Origin of the sequence: Aminobacter sp. HY435 (assembly GCF_027568395.1) — a bacterium.
Classification (GTDB): domain Bacteria; phylum Pseudomonadota; class Alphaproteobacteria; order Rhizobiales; family Rhizobiaceae; genus Aminobacter.
This window is the reverse complement of sequence record NZ_JANKZL010000004.1, coordinates 114,104-130,233: the sequence shown is the minus strand read 5'-3', so window position 1 is coordinate 130,233 and position 16,130 is coordinate 114,104. Positions and strand designations below refer to the sequence as shown.

Sequence of the window (16,130 nt, the reverse complement as noted above, 5' to 3'; positions counted from 1 at the left end):
GCCTTTTCGAGCATGACCCTCTTTATACGCCTTGTCAGCTGGCCGGGCGGCCGCACCTGCATTCGCCGAAAGGCCGCAGGTGAGGAAAGTCCGGGCTCCATGGATACACGGTGCCGGTTAATGGCCGGCGGGGGCGACCCCAGGGAAAGTGCCACAGAAAGCAAACCGCCGCGATTTTCGCGGTAAGGGTGAAAGGGTGGGGTAAGAGCCCACCGCGCGACTGGCAACAGGAGCGGCAAGGTAAACCCCACCGGGAGCAAAACCGAATAGGGGCGATACGAGGGGCAACCCTCAGGGCTGTTTCCGGCCCATCGCCCGGGTTGGTTGCGTGAGACGCGTGGCAACACGCGTCCAAGAAGAATGGCCGCCACGTTCCCGCGTCGCAAGGCGCGGGGGCCATACAGAACCCGGCTTACAGGCCAGCTGGCGCTGCCTTTTTGCCCATATCTACAAAGTCTTGCGGAACTTTGCCCGCGTCTTGAATCAAGGCGCGGGTTTTGTCCATCTACCGGTCGGTCGGGCCGCTTCTGGTACGATTTGACCATGCACCGGTGGCAGTTGTTGGCAACTCAACCCCGGCGCTATGTGCAAAGAGGTGCTGACTTGGGCGGTCAGGCGACGATCCTGTCCAGTGATTTCTCCATCGCCGCCCACAGTTCCTCGACCGGTTCGCAGCCGATCGAAAGCCTGACGAAGCCGGGCGGAACGGCGTCGCCGCGCCGCAGGCGGCGTTCGGCAACCGTGTGGACGCCACCGAAAGATGTCGCGGCATGTATCAGTTCGCAGCCGTTGATGAAGTCCTCGGCCTTTTGCTCCGAGCCGAGGTCGAAGCTGATGAGGAAGCCGAAGCGCTCCATCTGGGCGCGCGCCAGGTTGTGCGAGGGATCGTCAGCGAGGCCCGGGTAACGGATGCCACTGACTGCCCTGTGCGCTTTCAGGCGGCCAGCCACGATCTCCGCCGATGAGCACATGCGGTCGAAGCGCAGTTCCAGAGTCTCCAGTCCGCGGTGCACCAGCCAGGCCTCGAAGGGGCCGGGGATGCCGCCGGCGTTCTCCCGCCATTCGGTGACCGCCTCGATAACGTTGGGATCGCGGCTGGCGACATGGCCGAAAAGCACGTCCGAATGGCCGTTTGGCGCCTTGGTGTCGGCGGCGACGACGATGTCTGCGCCCAGGTCGAGCGGACGCTGGCCGAACGGCGTCATCGTGGTGTTGTCGACGACGAGTTGGCCGCCGGCCTTGTGGATGGCGTCGGCCGCAGCCGTGATGTCGCAGATATCGAGCGTCGGGTTGGACGGGCTTTCGACGAAGACCAGGCGATAGCCGTCGAAGCCGCCGTCAAGAAACGACGAGGTCGGGCGGACGTCCGTCGTCACGCCGAAGGCACCGAGAAAGCGGTCGGCCAGGATGCGGGTGGTGTGATAGCCGTCCGATGGCAGCAGGATGCGGTCTCCGGCCTTGAGCAGGGCGAAAAACACCGCCGAAATGGCGCCCATGCCCGACGGGAACGCCCTGCAGGGGGCATCCTCGAGGTGTCCCAGCATCTCCTCGATCGCGTCCCAGTTGGGATTGCTGAAGCGGCCATACTGGTTGAATCCGGTGGCGTCGCCCGGCGCATGGAAGATCGCGGCCATGGTCAAGGGAAGAGGGATGGGATCGCCCTTTGCCAGCCTGTCGCTGCGCAAATGGGCAAGTTTCGCTGCGCGGGAATCCGATGCGTTGGTCATGGGCAGGCGCTCTCCTGGTAGGCGCCTTCGAAGCTATGCCCGGCAAGTTCGGCGGGCAAGGATCGCCCATTGTGCCAGAGCGGTCGATAACGCTTCGTTAGCCTTAATGGACCATAAAAATCGGGAAGCCGCGAAAGGGCCCGAAAGGGTGCTGTTGATGCCCAAGTGTAGCCAGTTCCCGTTGACGCCCATATTGCCCCATGATATCCCAAATCAGTAACCATGATTTTGTTCCTGTAGAGGGTAGGGCGTTCGCCGAACCGGCAGCCGCGGCGGCTGCGGGTTATGCAGCGTTTTCAACTCTTTGGAGCAATCCGGGCTTGCAATTTAGGCCGGGCCGCAGGGGTGCGGTCGACATGACGACGAGGGGCGTGGCGGCGAGAGCCGCCGGATCGTGTGATGGACCGGTTTCTGTCAAATGCGGTGAACAGGGTCGATGCGAAGGGACGGGTCTCCGTTCCGGCGCATTTCCGTGCCGTATTGCAGAAGCGCGGCTATGCCGAGCTCTATGCGTTGCGGGCGCTCGACGTACCGGCGCTGGATGTCGGCGGGCTCGACCTGCTCGACCGCTACGAACAGCGCATCGCACAGGAAGATCCGTTCCTGCAGACGGCGGACGACATGTCTTTTTTCGTGCATGGCGACAGCGCTTTCCTGAAGCTCGACCAGGACGGGCGGATTTCGGTTTCCGATTTCCTGCGCGAGCACACCGGGATCACGACGGACGTGGCCTTTGTCGGCCGCGGCCAGTTCTTTCAGATGTGGGAGCCGGAGCGGCTGCGCGCGTATGGCGCGGAGGTTCGCGCCCGGCTGCAAAGGCTTCGGCAGGAGACGAAGCCTGGGGGGCGATCGGAATGATGGCGGGCCACAGCGATGACCATCAGTCTGTCGGCGGACCGGCCCGGCACATTCCGGTGCTTCTCGGTGAGGTTCTTGCAGCGCTTCATCCGCAGCCCGACGGCCTGATCGTCGACGGCACGTTCGGCGCTGGCGGCTACACCAAGGCCGTGCTGGCGACCGGCGCCTCGGTGGTCGCCATCGATCGCGATCCCGATGCGATCGCGGCGGGGCGCGAACTCGAAGCGCAGTCCGGCGGCAAGCTGCGCCTGGTGCAAGCTCCGTTCTCCAGCCTCGACGACCATGTCGAATTGGTCGACGGCGTCGTCCTGGACATCGGCGTGTCGTCGATGCAGCTCGACCAGGCCGAACGCGGCTTCTCCTTCCGCAGCGACGGGCCACTGGACATGCGCATGGCGCAGTCGGGGGCGAGCGCCGCCGACGTGGTCAACCGTTTCAAGGCCGGCGATCTCGCCCGCATCTTCGGCTTCCTTGGCGAAGAGCGGCACGCCGGGCGTATTGCCCGCATGATCGAAAGCCGTCGCGAGAAGCGGCCATTCGAACGCACGCTCGACCTAGCCGACGCCATCGAGACGCATATCGGCCGTGCGCCGAAGGACAAGATCCATCCGGCGACCCGTGTGTTCCAGGCGCTGCGCATTTACGTCAACGACGAACTGGGCGAACTCGCCAAGGCGCTCTTCGCTGCTGAACGGGCGCTGAAGCCCGGCGGCCGACTGGTGGTCGTGACGTTCCATTCGCTTGAAGACCGTATCGTCAAGCGTTTCATCGCCGACCGCTCCAGCATGCCGTCGCGCTCGCGCTACATGCCCGAACTCGAAACCATCGCGACCACCTTCACAAAGGCCGGTGGCGCCGTCGGTCCGAGCGAAGCCGAGATCGAGGCAAACCCGCGGTCACGCTCGGCCAAGCTGCGCGCCGCGGTGCGCACGACGGCTGCGCCGCGCGCCGAAGACTTTTCCATTTTCGGACTTCCGAAACTGCCCGACGTCAGCCTGTCGGGAGAAAGGTGAGCCAATGTTCCGCACCAGCGACATAGTGCTGATTGCAGCGATGGTCGGGGCCGCCGCATTCACCTACCAGACCAAGCACGAGGCCGAGGATCGTCTCGAGGCAGTGCGCAAGATCGAGGCGCAGATACGTTTCGAGGAAGACACGACCGACCTTCTCAAGGCCGACTGGAGCCTGCTGACCCAGCCGTCGCGGCTGCAGAAGCTGGCACAGACATATCAGGCGGAACTCAAGCTCGACCCGGTCGACGCGCGGCAGATCGTCGGCCTGCGCGATCTGCCTGTGCGGCCGCTGACGATCGAGGATCTTACCCGCGAGAGCGGCGGCACCATGGCCGACAGCGGCACCGACCAGACGACCACCGGGGGGATTGCTCAATGATCGGCTTGCTCGGCAGAAAACGCGGCAAGGCCCAGGGCACGGACCCGATCGTCGTCGACAGCGCCCGCAAAGCTACCGGCGGCAGGACGCGCACGCGCGTTCTGATGACGATGGCGGTGTTCTTCGGCATCTACGCCACCATCGCGGGACGCCTGGTCTATCTCGGCATGCTCGACCCCGAGGTCTCCAACGGGCCGGAATCGCGCGTCACCGCATCGCGGCCCGACATCGTCGACCGCAATGGCGAGGTGCTCGCTACCGATATCAAGACCTCGTCGCTGTTCGCCGAGCCGCGCCGCATCGTCGATGCCGACGAGGCGATCGAAAAGCTGTCGACGGTGCTGCCGGACCTCGATGTCGAGCAGACCTACAACAAGCTCAAGAGCGGCACCGGCTTCGTCTGGCTCAAGCGCCAGCTGACGCCCAAGCAGCAGGCCGAAATCCTGGCGCTCGGCATTCCGGGCGTCGGCTTTCGCACCGAAAAGCGCCGTTTCTACCCCGGCGGCGAGACGACATCGTACATCGTTGGCCTGACCAACATCGACAACAAGGGAATTTCCGGCCTCGAGAAGTATATCGACGATCAGGGACTTGCCGACCTGCAGGCCTCGGGCCTCGCCGTCGCCAAGGATCTGCAGCCGGTGAAACTGTCGATCGACCTGCGCGTCCAGCACATCGTGCGCGACGAGATCCAGTCGGCGATGGAGAAATACCGGGCCGTGGCGGCCGGCGCGGTGGTGATCAACGTCAAGACCGGCGAAGTCCTGGCCATGGGCTCGGTGCCGGACTTCGATCCCAACAATCCGTTCAACGCACAGGACAAGGATCGCCTGAACCGCATGTCGGCGGGCCTGTTCGAGATGGGTTCGACGATCAAGAGCTTCACCACGGCGATGGCGCTGGATTCGGGCAAGATGTCGCTCAACAGCACCGTCGACGCCAGCCGCCCGCTGACCATCGGCCGCCAGACCATCCGCGACTTCCATGGCAAGGGCCGGGTGCTGACGGTGCCGGAAGTGTTCATCTTCTCGTCGAACATCGGCTCGGCCAAGGAAGCAGATGTCGTCGGCATCGAGGGGCACCGCGAGTTCCTCAAGCGCCTGGGGCTGCTCGACCGCCTGCAGACCGAACTCCCGGAATCCGCGCGCCCCACCGAGCCCAAGGTGTGGAAGAAGGTGCATTCGATCACCGCAGCGTTCGGCCACGGCTTCTCGACGACGCCGCTGCAGACGGCGGCCGGAGCGGTCGCGCTGATGAATGGCGGCCGTTTCATGACGCCGACCTTCCTGCCGCGCACCCTGGAAGAGGCGATCGCGGCGTCGAAGCAGGTGGTGAGCGAGCAGACCAGCAATGACATGCGCTACCTGTTCAATCTGAACGCGACGGCGCCCGGCGGCTCCGGCAAGCGCGGCACGGTTCCCGGCTACCGCGTCGGCGGCAAGACCGGCACCGCCGAAAAGGTTGTCAACGGGCGCTATTCGAAGGAAAAGAACTTCAACGCCTTCCTCGCCGCCTTCCCGATGGACGATCCGCAGTATCTGGTGCTGACCATTATCGACGAGCCGAAGATGGAGGGGTCCACCCGTTCGGCCACCGCCGGCTTCACGGCGGCACCGATGGTCGCCAACATTATCCGGCGTTCGGCGCCAATGCTTGGCGTTAAGCCAGAATTCGGCCAAGAAGGTGCGGCAACGCTGGCGTCCTACCCTTGATTCCATGGGCGCGCCGGCGGGCGCGCCAATTGTTTGTAGCGAACGGACCTCAATGAAACTGAATGACCTAGCCGGTATCCTGCCTGTCGACGGGGCTCTGCCCAGCAGTGTCGAGGTGAGCGGGGTGACGTCGGATTCACGGCAGGTTGTGCCGGGCTCTGTGTTCTTCGCGTTCCCAGGCAGCAAAGCCGATGGCGCAGCCTTTGCGGGCGATGCGGCCAGGCGCGGCGCTGCGGCGATCGTCGCCGCCAACGGCGCGGAAATCGGCACTCCTGGCGTTCCGGTGTTGCTGGTCGATGATCCGCGACGCGCGCTGGCGCTGGCTGCCGCCAGCTTCTTTGGCCGGCAGCCCGCAACGATGGTGGCGGTGACCGGCACCAGCGGCAAGACCTCCGTCGCTGCCTTCACCCGTCAGGTCTGGGCGCATGCGGGCTACGCCGCCGCCAGCATCGGCACGACCGGCGTGGTTGCGCCGGGGCGCAATGAATACGGACAGCTGACCACTCCCGATCCGGTGGCGCTGCACAAGCTGCTCGCCGAGCTCGCCGATGCGGGCGTCACCCATGCGTCGATGGAGGCATCGAGCCACGGTCTCGACCAGCGCCGCCTCGACGGGGTCAAGCTGGCCGCCGGCGGTTTCACCAATCTTGGTCGCGACCACATGGATTATCATCCGACGGTCGAGGACTATCACCGCGCCAAGCTGCGCCTGTTCGACACGCTGCTGGCCAAGGGCGCGCCGGCGGTGATCTTCGCTGACGATCCTTGGTCCGAGCCGACCATCAAGGCGGCGCGCGCCGCCGGTCTCGATGTGCTTACGGTTGGCCGGGCAGGGCAGTTCCTGAGCCTCAAGCGCGTCGAGCACGAGCGCCACAGGCAGCGCGCCGAAATCGCATGCGGCGGCGTGATCCACGAGATCGACCTGCCCCTGGCGGGCGATTTCCAGGTTGCGAATTCGCTCGTCGCGGCCGGTCTCGCCATCGCCACCGGAACGGACGTCGGCAAGGCGCTTGCGGCTCTCGAGCATCTCGAAGGCGCCCCCGGCCGTCTCGATCTCGTCGGCACGACGGCTGCCGGCGCTCCTGTCTATGTCGATTACGCCCACAAGCCGGATGCGCTTGAGAACGTGCTCGCCGCGGTCAGGCCGTTCACCACCGGACGGGTGGTTGTCGTATTCGGCTGCGGCGGCGACCGCGACCGTGGCAAGCGCCCGATCATGGGCGAGATCGCGACGCGACTGGCCGACGTCACCATCGTCACCGACGACAACCCGCGTTCGGAGGTGCCGGAGACGATCCGCGCCGCCATCATGGCCGCAGCGCCGAACGCCATCGAGATCGGCGACCGCCGCAAGGCCATTCACGAAGCCGTTGGCATGCTGCATGCGGGCGACACGCTGATCATCGCCGGCAAGGGCCACGAAGTCGGCCAGACCATCGGCGCCGAGACGCTGCATTTCTCCGACCACGAAGAAGTCCGCAAGGCGCTCGCCGGGGGCTCGGCATGAGCCATTTGTGGACCTCCGACGCACTGGTCGAAGCAACGGGAGGCCGCCCGTTCGGGCAAATGCCGGAGGGCATTTCGGGCATTTCCATCGACAGCCGCAGCCTGAAGCCGGGCGAAGCCTTCTTCGCCATCAAGGGCGAGGCGATGGACGGCCATGATTTCGCCACCGCTGCAATCAAGGCGGGAGCCGGCCTGCTGGTGGTCGCCGAAGGCAAGCTGCCGGCGCTGGGAAGGCTGAGCGCGCCGATGATCGTGGTGCCCGACGTGCTGGCGGCGCTCGAAAAGGCAGGCGTGGCGGCGCGAGCCCGCACCAGGGCGCGCATCATCGCGGTGACCGGTTCGGTCGGCAAGACCTCGACCAAGGAGGCCTTGCGCCACGCGCTGTCGTCGGTCGGCACCGTTCATGCGTCGGCTGCGTCGTTCAACAACCATTGGGGCGTGCCGCTGACGCTGGCGCGCATGCCGGAAGACTGCGACTACGCGATTTTCGAGATCGGCATGAACCATCCGGGCGAGATCAGCCCGCTGGTGCGCATGGTCCGCCCCCGTATCGCGATCGTCACGCTGATAGCTGCGGCGCATCTCGGGTTCTTCCGCAATCTCGACGAGATCGCCAAGGCCAAGGCCGAGATTTTCGAGGGTGTCGAGCCCGGTGGCTCGGTGCTGCTCAATCGCGACGACGGCCGCTTCAAGCTGCTGGAGAAATATGCTCGCGCGGCTGGAATCGACAATGTCCTGTGCTTCGGCGAGAACGCACGGGCCGACTTCCGGCTGCTGCGCTGCACGCTTGAGGCCGATCATTCGATGATCGTGGCGCGCGTCGGCGGCCGCGACGTCGCCGCCAGGATCGGTGCTCCCGGCCGGCATATCGTCCAGAACGCTCTCGCTGTGCTCGGCGCGGCTCACCTGTGCGGCGCGGACGTGCCGACGGTGGCGATCGCGCTGGCCTCGATGTCGGCGGAAAGCGGGCGCGGACAACGCCACACACTGTTGCTGCCCGACGGTCCGATCACGCTGATCGACGAAAGCTACAACGCCAATCCCGCTTCGATGAAAGCGGCGATCGAACTGCTCGACGCGACGCCGGTTTCCGGCAGCGGCCGCCGCATCGCCGTTCTCGGCGACATGCTGGAGCTGGGAAGCCATTCGGCCAAGTTGCATTCTGCGCTGGCAGAGCTTATCGGCTCGACGAGAACGGACATGGTCCTGCTCGCCGGTCCGGAAATGAAAGCGCTGGCCGATACTCTGCCCGAGGGGTTCAGGGCCGAATATCGCACCGGCGTCGAAGAGCTGAAGTCCGTCTTGTTGAAGACGGTGCAGCCTGGCGACGCCATCATGATCAAGTCATCGAAGGGTATCGGCTTCAACCGGCTCGTCGAAGCGCTGGTCAAGACATTCCCGGCGCAAGCCGGCAACACCACACCGACCTGACGGGGTCTCGGGGGACGGATACGCATGCTAACTTTGCTTGTCGATTTTGCGGACAAGGTGTCGTTCTTCAACGTCTTCCGCTACATCACCTTTCGGACCGGCGGGGCGTTGATCACGTCGGCGCTGATCGTCTTCATCTTCGGTCCGACGATCATCAACGCGCTGCGTCTCAGGCAGGGCAAGGGCCAGCCGATCCGCGCCGACGGCCCGCAGACCCACTTCAAGAAGGCCGGTACGCCGACCATGGGCGGCCTGATGATCCTGAGCGGCATCGTCGGCTCGACGCTGCTGTGGGCCAACATCGCCTCTGTCTATGTCTGGGTGGTGCTGTTCGTGACGCTCGGTTTCGGCGCCATCGGCTTTTATGACGACTATCTCAAGGTCACCAAGCAGTCGCATCTCGGCCTGTCCGGCAAGGCGCGCCTCGGCATCGAGTTCGTGATCGCGGCCATCGCCGCATGGGTCATCATGCAAAACGGCCAGGCGCCGTTCTCGTCGTCGCTGACCTTTCCGTTCATCAAGGACTTCCTGCTCAACCTCGGCTGGTTTTTCATTCCGTTTGCCTGTTTCGTCATCGTCGGCGCCGGCAATGCGGTAAACCTGACGGACGGGCTCGACGGCCTCGCCATTGTGCCAATCATGATCGCCGCCGCTTCGTTCGGCGTGATCGCCTACCTGTCGGGCAACGCGGTGTTTGCCGAATACCTGCAGATCCACTTCGTGCCGGGCACCGGCGAACTCGCGGTCATCCTCGGCGCCGTGATCGGCGCCGGCCTCGGCTTCCTCTGGTTCAACGCGCCGCCCGCGGCCATCTTCATGGGCGACACCGGTTCGCTGGCGCTGGGCGGCCTGATCGGCACCGTGGCCGTGGCGACCAAGCACGAGATCGTCATGGCGATTGTCGGCGGCCTGTTCGTCATGGAGGCGCTGTCGGTGATCATCCAGGTCGGCGTGTTCAAGATGACCGGCAAGCGCGTCTTCCTGATGGCGCCGATCCATCACCATTTTGAAAAGCTTGGCTGGACCGAAAGCCAGGTTGTCATCCGCTTCTGGATCATCGCTGTTATCCTGGCGCTGATCGGCCTTTCCACCCTCAAGCTGCGTTGAGGCATCCATGATCCCCGCCACCTCATTTCAGGGAAAGCGTGTCGCGCTGTTCGGGCTCGGTGGTTCGGGGATCGCCACAGCGCGGGCGCTCGCGCAAGGCGGGGCTGACGTGCTTGCCTGGGACGACAATCCTGAAAGCGTGAGCCGCGCGGCGGAAGAGGGCATCGCGACCGGCGACCTGCGCGGCGCCGACTGGGCCGGCATTTCGTCGTTCGTGCTGTCGCCGGGCGTGCCGCTGACGCATCCGAAGCCGCATTGGACGGTCGAACTGGCGCGCGGCGCCGGCGTCGAGGTCATCGGCGACGTCGAGTTGTTTGCACGAGAGCGCATCGCGACCGCGCCTTCAGCGCCCTTCATTGCGATTACCGGCACCAACGGCAAGTCGACGACCACCGCGCTGACCGCCCATATCCTGAGGTCGGCGGGACGCGACACGCAGATGGGCGGCAACATCGGCCGTGCCGTGATGACGCTCGATCCGCCGCAGCCCGACCGGCACTACGTCGTCGAATGCTCGTCCTACCAGATCGATCTTGCGCCATCGATCAATCCGACCGCGGGCATATTGCTCAACCTGACGCCCGACCATCTCGACCGCCACGGCACCATGCAGCACTACGCCTCGATCAAGGAGCGCCTGGTCGCCGGCAGCGAGACCGCCATCATCGGCGTCGACGACATCTACTGCGCCCAGATCGCCGACCGCCTCGAGCGGGTGGGCAAGCAAGTGGTGCGGATTTCCAAGCGCCTGCCTTTGACCGACGGCTACTTCGCCGACGGCACCGATTTGATGGAAGCCATCGACGGCCGCTACAGCCGCATCGCCTTCCTCGAAGGCATCGGCTCGCTGCGCGGCCAGCACAACGCCCAGAATGCGCTCGCCGCGGTCGCCGCCTGCCTCAAGGTCGGCCTCGACCTCGGCGAGATCCAGGCGGGGCTGGAGACTTTCCCGGGTCTCGAGCACCGCATGGAGCAGGTCGCGCGCAAGGGCAACGTGCTGTTCGTCAACGATTCCAAGGCAACCAACGCCGATGCGGCAGCGCCTGCGCTGTCGAGCTTCCCGCGCATCTACTGGATTGCCGGCGGCTTGCCCAAGGAGGGCGGCATCGAGCCTTTGCGCAGCCTGTTTCCGCGCATCGCCCGCGCCTACCTGATCGGCGAGGCGGCTCCGGCGTTTTCGGCCACCCTTGGCGAGGCTGTGCCCTACGAGATTTCCGGCACGCTGGCCGCCGCGGTCGAGCATGCCGCCGAGGACGCGGCCAAGGACGAGAGCGGCGCTGAAGTGGTGGTGCTGCTGTCGCCTGCCTGCGCCAGCTTCGACCAGTTCAAGAATTTCGAGATTCGCGGCGAAGCCTTCAGGCAAGCTGTGAATGCTATTGATGGCGTCATCGCTATCGGAGGGGCAAGGTAATGGCTAGCCGTCTCGACAGAAGTCCCGTCGCCCTGTGGTGGTGGACGGTCGATCGCTGGTTCCTCGCGGCTTTCCTGTCGCTGATGGGGCTGGGCATCGTCCTTTCCTTCGCCGCAAGTCCGGCAGTCGCCGAACGCATCGGCCTCGGCAGCTTCCATTTCGCCACGCGCCAGATCATCTTCACCATCCCGGCGCTGGCCGTGATGATCGCCGTGTCGTTCCTCGATACCCGGCAGATCCGGCGCATGGCGCTGGTGATGCTGTGCATCATGCTGGTGATGATGGTGGCGGTGCTGTTCATCGGCGTCGAGGTCAAGGGTGCGCGGCGCTGGCTGTCCCTGGCCGGGGTCTCGATCCAGCCGTCGGAATTCCTCAAGCCTGCCTTCGTCGTCATCTGCGCCTGGCTGTTTGCCGAGCATGACCGCCAGCCCGACATTCCGGGCAACCTGTTCGCCATGATCCTGCTCGGCCTCGTCGTTGCGCTGCTCGTGGCGCAACCCGACCTTGGCCAGACGATGCTGGTGCTGGGCACCTGGGGCGTGATGTTCTTCATGGCCGGCATGTCGTGGTTCTGGATCATTGCGCTGGGCGTTGTGGGGGCCGGCGGCCTGTTTGCCGCCTACACCATCTTTCCGCACGTCGCCGGCCGTATCGACCGCTTCCTGACCGGCGAGGGCGATACCTTCCAGGTCGACATGGGCCGCGACGCGATCATCAATGGCGGCTGGTTCGGTGTCGGTCCGGGCGAGGGAACGGTCAAGCGCGTCATCCCCGACAGCCACGCCGACTTCGTCTTCTCGGTCGCCGGCGAGGAGTTCGGCATCATCCTGTGCCTGATCATCATGGCGATCTTCGGCTTCATCGTGTTGCGCGGCCTGCGCAACGCGCTCAAGGAGCACGACGATTTCACCCGCTATGCGGTTGCCGGTCTGGTCGTCGTGTTCGGCTTCCAGTCGGTCATCAATATGGGCGTGAACCTGCAGCTGATGCCGGCAAAGGGCATGACGCTGCCGTTCATCTCCTATGGCGGTTCGTCGCTGATCGCGATCGCCATCTCGATGGGCATGGTGCTGGCGCTGACCCGCAAGAAGCCGGAGAAGCTCAGGCCTTCTGGATTTGCCGCCATGCAGCGGCACACAGTGCCGGCTGAATAACATGGCCAAGGGAACTGTCTTGCTTGCCGCCGGTGGTACCGGCGGCCATCTCTTTCCGGCCGAGGCGCTCGCCCACGAACTGGCGGCGCGGGGCTGGCAGGTGCATCTCGCCACCGACGACCGGGCCGAGCGCTTCGCCGGCAAGTTTCCGGCTGTCGCCATCCATCCGATTTCGTCGTCGACAATCGGCTCCAAGAACCCGGTCGCGCTGCTGCGTGCCTTCTGGAGCATCTGGCGCGGCGTGAGGCAGGCCTCGCAAGTGATCGCGAAGATCAAGCCGTCGGTGGTCATCGGCTTTGGCGGTTATCCGACGCTGCCGCCGCTGTATGCGGCTACCCGTCGCGGCGTGCCGACGATGGTGCACGAGCAAAACGCCGTCATGGGCCGTGCCAACAAGGCGCTGGGCAGCAAGGTCGACGCGATCGCCGGCGGCTTCCTGCCCGAGAATTCAGGCGCTAACAGCGCCAAGGTCGTGGTCACCGGCAATCCGGTTCGGCCCGCCGTCATCGAGGCGGCGAAGACGCCCTATGTGGCCTCGGCCGGGTCAGACGCGTTCAATCTGCTGGTGTTCGGCGGCAGCCAGGGCGCGCAGTTCTTTTCCGACGCCTTGCCTGGCGCGATTGCGCTTCTGCCGGAGGCGCTTCGCGCCCGCCTGCGCGTCACCCAGCAGGCCCGCGTCGAGGACGCCGAAAAGGTGAAGGCTGCCTATGCAAGGCTAGGCATACCGGCCGAGGTGTCGCCGTTCTTCACTGACATGGCGCAGCGTATCGCGGCAGCGCAGCTGGTGCTCTCGCGATCGGGCGCGTCCACCGTTTCGGAGATCGCGGTGATCGGCCGGCCGGCGCTGCTGGTGCCGTACCCATACGCGCTCGACCACGACCAGGCGGCGAATGCGGCGCGGCTGTCGGCTGCCGGCGGAGGCGAAGTTCACCCGCAAGCAACGCTGTCGGCAGAGCGCATCGCCGAGCTGCTCGACGGCGCGATGAACGACCCGGAACGGCTTTCGGGCATGGCCGCCGCCGCGAAGTCGGTCGGCAAAGCGGACGCCACACGGTTGCTCGCCGACCTCGCAGAGGCTATTGCGTCGAAAACACCCGTTTCGGAATTCAAGAAGGGAGTGCGGACATGAAGATGCCGCAGACCATCGGCCTCGTGCATTTCATCGGCATCGGCGGCATCGGCATGAGCGGCATCGCCGAGGTGCTGCACAATCTCGGCTACAAGGTGCAGGGCTCGGACCAATCCGAAAGCGCCAATGTCCAGCGCCTGCGTGACAAGGGCATCGAGTGCTTCGTAGGCCATCGCGCCGAGAACCTTGGCGACGCCGAAGTGATCGTCGTTTCTACGGCGATCAAGAAGACCAATCCCGAGCTCATGGCTGCGCGCGAGAAGTTGCTGCCGGTCGTACGCCGGGCCGAGATGCTGGCCGAACTGATGCGTTTCCGCAACGCCGTCGCGATCGGTGGCACGCACGGCAAGACGACGACCACCTCGATGGTGGCGACGCTGCTCGATGCCGGCGGGCTCGACCCGACCGTCATCAATGGCGGCATCATCAACGCCTATGGCACCAACGCCCGCATGGGCGAGGGCGAGTGGATGGTGGTCGAGGCCGACGAGAGCGACGGCACCTTTCTCAAGCTGCCGGCTGATGTCGCTGTCGTCACCAACATCGATCCCGAGCATCTCGACCACTACGGCACCTTCGACAAGGTGCGCGAGGCGTTCCGCCAGTTCGTCGAGAACGTGCCGTTCTACGGCTTCGGCGTGATGTGCACCGACCATCCTGAGGTGCAGGCGCTGGTCAGCCACATCGAGGACCGCCGCGTCATCACCTATGGCGAAAACGCCCAGGCCGACGTCCGCTTCACCAATCACCGCATGGACGGCGCGGTGTCGGTCTTCGACGTCGTCATCCGCAACCGCAAGTCGGCGTCGTCGACGGTCATCGAGGGCCTGCGCCTGCCGATGCCGGGACGCCACAACGTGTCCAACGCGACGGCCGCCATCGCGGTCGCGACCGAGCTCGGCATTGCGCCGGAGGCGGTCAAGCGCGGCCTGTCGTCCTTCGGCGGCGTCAAGCGTCGCTTCACCCACACCGGCACCTGGAACGGCGTCGAGGTGTTCGACGACTACGGTCACCATCCGGTCGAGATCAAGGCGGTGCTCAGCGCTGCGCGCGAAGCGACCAAGGGCCGCGTGATCGCCATCGCCCAGCCGCATCGCTTCACCCGCCTGCACGATCTGTTCGACGACTTCTCGGCCTGCTTCAACGACGCCGACACGGTCATGGTCGCGCCTGTGTATGCGGCAGGCGAGGATCCGATCGAAGGCGCCAATTCCGAGACGCTTGTCGCGCGCATCCGCGCCGGCGGTCATCGCGACGCCCGCCACATCGAGGGTCCGGCAGCTGTCGCGCCCATCGTGCGCGAACTGGCCAAGCCGGGCGACTTCGTCGTCTTCCTCGGCGCCGGCAACATCACGCAATGGGCCTACGCCCTGCCGGGGGAACTTGCCGGAGGGCAATCGTGACGGGAGGTGGCGAGGCGCTGCTGGCAAAGCTGGGCGACCGTCTGTCTGGCCTGCGCGGACGCATCACGCCCAACGCCGAGATGGAGAAGATCACCTGGTTCCGTGCCGGCGGTCTCGCCGACGCGCTGTTCCAGCCTGCCGACGAGGAAGATCTTGCGGCATTCCTGAAGGCGGTGCCGGAGGAAATCCCGGTTCTGGTCGTCGGCATCGGCTCGAACCTTCTGGTGCGCGAAGGGGGAATCCCCGGTTTCGTGGTGCGCCTGTCCGCCAAGGGCTTCGGCGAGGCCGAGGCGATTTCGCCGACACGCATCAAGGCGGGCGCAGCAACGCCCGACAAGCGGGTGGCGGCGCTGGCGCACGACGTTGGCATCGGCGGCTTTCATTTCTACCACGGCATCCCCGGCGCCATCGGCGGCGCGCTGCGCATGAACGCCGGCGCCAACGGTGTCGAGACGCGCGAGCGCGTCGTCGAGGTTCGGGCGCTCGACCGCAAGGGCGACCTGCACGTGCTGTCCAATGCCGACATGGGCTACAGCTACCGTCATTCTTCTGCCGGCTCGGACCTGATCTTCACGTCGGCGACGTTCGAGGGGTATGCCGAGGACAAGGATGCCATCAAGGCGGCGATGGATGCGGTCCAGCATCATCGCGAGACGGTGCAGCCGATCCGCGAGAAGACCGGCGGCTCGACCTTCAAGAACCCCGAGGGCACCTCGGCCTGGAAGGAAATCGACAAGGCCGGCTGCCGCGGGCTGATGATCGGCGGGGCGCAGATGTCGCCCATGCACTGCAACTTCATGATCAACACCGGCAGCGCGACAGGCTACGACCTCGAGTTTCTCGGCGAGACGGTGCGTAGCCGCGTGCTTGAAAGTTCCGGCATTCGCCTGCAGTGGGAAATCAAGCGCCTGGGACGGTTCAAGGCGGGCCACGAAGTGCAGGAGTTCCTTGGGCAATTGCTCTAGGTTGCAGACCTTGCGGCAGGCCCTCTGCGGGCCGAAAATCGCCTCCGCTGCGACGATTTTTTCGCGCGCGGCAGCGTCGCGAAACGACTGCCGGGAAGCCCCGCTTTCCGCTGTTTTCGAGTCCTGCCCTGGCGGTCCGCCGCTGGATGCTGCGGTCATCAAATCGCAATGAATTCCAATAGGCTCTTGCCACGGAATCAAGTCTCTGATTCTCTGACCTAAAGCGTTTCCTGATTTGAGTCGCGTGACGCGTAGCCCGCGTTTCCAGCCGGAAGTCGAACTTCCGGAGGCTCTTTTTTAGTCTTTGGAAACAAGGTGTTGTGTCCGAGTCTAGA

At 65.2% G+C, this 16,130-nt stretch carries 13 protein-coding genes and 1 other RNA gene; 13 read left to right on the top strand and 1 reads right to left on the bottom strand.

Annotation, left to right across the window (positions count from 1 at the left end; genetic code table 11):
- Nucleotides 1-34 precede the first annotated feature (34 nt).
- Nucleotides 35-431, top strand: an RNA gene (gene rnpB / locus PCJ21_RS05655) — RNase P RNA component class A.
- A gap of 180 nt (nt 432-611) precedes the next feature.
- Here the strand turns inward: rnpB and PCJ21_RS05650 are convergent.
- Nucleotides 612-1,727, bottom strand: coding sequence for a cystathionine gamma-lyase (locus tag PCJ21_RS05650; protein ID WP_269930402.1), 1,116 nt, complete (start codon nt 1,725-1,727; stop codon nt 612-614).
- Between the two features lie 399 nt (nt 1,728-2,126).
- Between PCJ21_RS05650 and mraZ the strand changes: the two genes are divergently transcribed.
- Genes mraZ through murB form a run of 12 tightly spaced genes read left to right on the top strand, consistent with a single transcriptional unit; the run spans nt 2,127 to nt 15,795 of the window.
- Nucleotides 2,127-2,585 (top strand): division/cell wall cluster transcriptional repressor MraZ, encoded by a 459-nt coding sequence (gene mraZ, locus PCJ21_RS05645; protein ID WP_269930401.1) that lies wholly within the window; start codon nt 2,127-2,129, stop codon nt 2,583-2,585.
- Nucleotides 2,582-3,598, top strand: a complete 1,017-nt coding sequence (rsmH, locus tag PCJ21_RS05640; RefSeq protein ID WP_269930400.1) for a 16S rRNA (cytosine(1402)-N(4))-methyltransferase RsmH — start codon at nt 2,582-2,584, stop codon at nt 3,596-3,598. The genes mraZ and rsmH overlap by 4 nt, the downstream gene beginning before the upstream one ends.
- A 4-nt stretch (nt 3,599-3,602) precedes the next feature.
- Nucleotides 3,603-3,977, top strand: a complete 375-nt coding sequence (gene ftsL / locus PCJ21_RS05635) for a cell division protein FtsL (protein ID WP_269930399.1) — start codon at nt 3,603-3,605, stop codon at nt 3,975-3,977.
- Entirely contained in the window at nt 3,974-5,689 is a 1,716-nt protein-coding gene (locus tag PCJ21_RS05630) for a peptidoglycan D,D-transpeptidase FtsI family protein (RefSeq protein ID WP_269930398.1), read from the top strand. The genes ftsL and PCJ21_RS05630 overlap by 4 nt, the downstream gene beginning before the upstream one ends.
- A gap of 52 nt (nt 5,690-5,741) precedes the next feature.
- On the top strand, nt 5,742-7,196 hold the full coding sequence (locus PCJ21_RS05625) for a UDP-N-acetylmuramoyl-L-alanyl-D-glutamate--2,6-diaminopimelate ligase (protein WP_269930397.1): 1,455 nt from the start codon (nt 5,742-5,744) through the stop codon (nt 7,194-7,196).
- Entirely contained in the window at nt 7,193-8,626 is a 1,434-nt protein-coding gene (locus PCJ21_RS05620) for a UDP-N-acetylmuramoylalanyl-D-glutamyl-2,6-diaminopimelate--D-alanyl-D-alanine ligase (RefSeq protein WP_269930396.1), read from the top strand. The genes PCJ21_RS05625 and PCJ21_RS05620 overlap by 4 nt, the downstream gene beginning before the upstream one ends.
- Nucleotides 8,627-8,650: 24 nt before the next feature.
- The gene (mraY, locus tag PCJ21_RS05615; RefSeq protein WP_269930395.1) at nt 8,651-9,733 is read left to right on the top strand and encodes a phospho-N-acetylmuramoyl-pentapeptide-transferase; all 1,083 of its coding nucleotides are present in this window, start codon (nt 8,651-8,653) and stop codon (nt 9,731-9,733) included.
- Between the two features lie 7 nt (nt 9,734-9,740).
- Nucleotides 9,741-11,144: a UDP-N-acetylmuramoyl-L-alanine--D-glutamate ligase gene (murD, locus tag PCJ21_RS05610; RefSeq protein WP_269930394.1), complete on the top strand. Its 1,404-nt coding sequence runs from the start codon at nt 9,741-9,743 to the stop codon at nt 11,142-11,144.
- Nucleotides 11,144-12,298, top strand: a complete 1,155-nt coding sequence (gene ftsW, locus PCJ21_RS05605) for a putative lipid II flippase FtsW (RefSeq protein ID WP_269930393.1) — start codon at nt 11,144-11,146, stop codon at nt 12,296-12,298. Before murD ends, ftsW begins: the two co-directional genes overlap by 1 nt.
- A 1-nt stretch (nt 12,299) precedes the next feature.
- The gene (gene murG / locus PCJ21_RS05600) at nt 12,300-13,427 is read left to right on the top strand and encodes an undecaprenyldiphospho-muramoylpentapeptide beta-N-acetylglucosaminyltransferase (protein WP_269930392.1); all 1,128 of its coding nucleotides are present in this window, start codon (nt 12,300-12,302) and stop codon (nt 13,425-13,427) included.
- Complete coding sequence (murC, locus tag PCJ21_RS05595) at nt 13,424-14,830, top strand: UDP-N-acetylmuramate--L-alanine ligase (RefSeq protein WP_269930391.1); 1,407 nt, start codon at nt 13,424-13,426, stop codon at nt 14,828-14,830. Before murG ends, murC begins: the two co-directional genes overlap by 4 nt.
- The gene (gene murB, locus PCJ21_RS05590; RefSeq protein ID WP_269930390.1) at nt 14,827-15,795 is read left to right on the top strand and encodes a UDP-N-acetylmuramate dehydrogenase; all 969 of its coding nucleotides are present in this window, start codon (nt 14,827-14,829) and stop codon (nt 15,793-15,795) included. The genes murC and murB overlap by 4 nt, the downstream gene beginning before the upstream one ends.
- Nucleotides 15,796-16,130 lie beyond the last annotated feature (335 nt).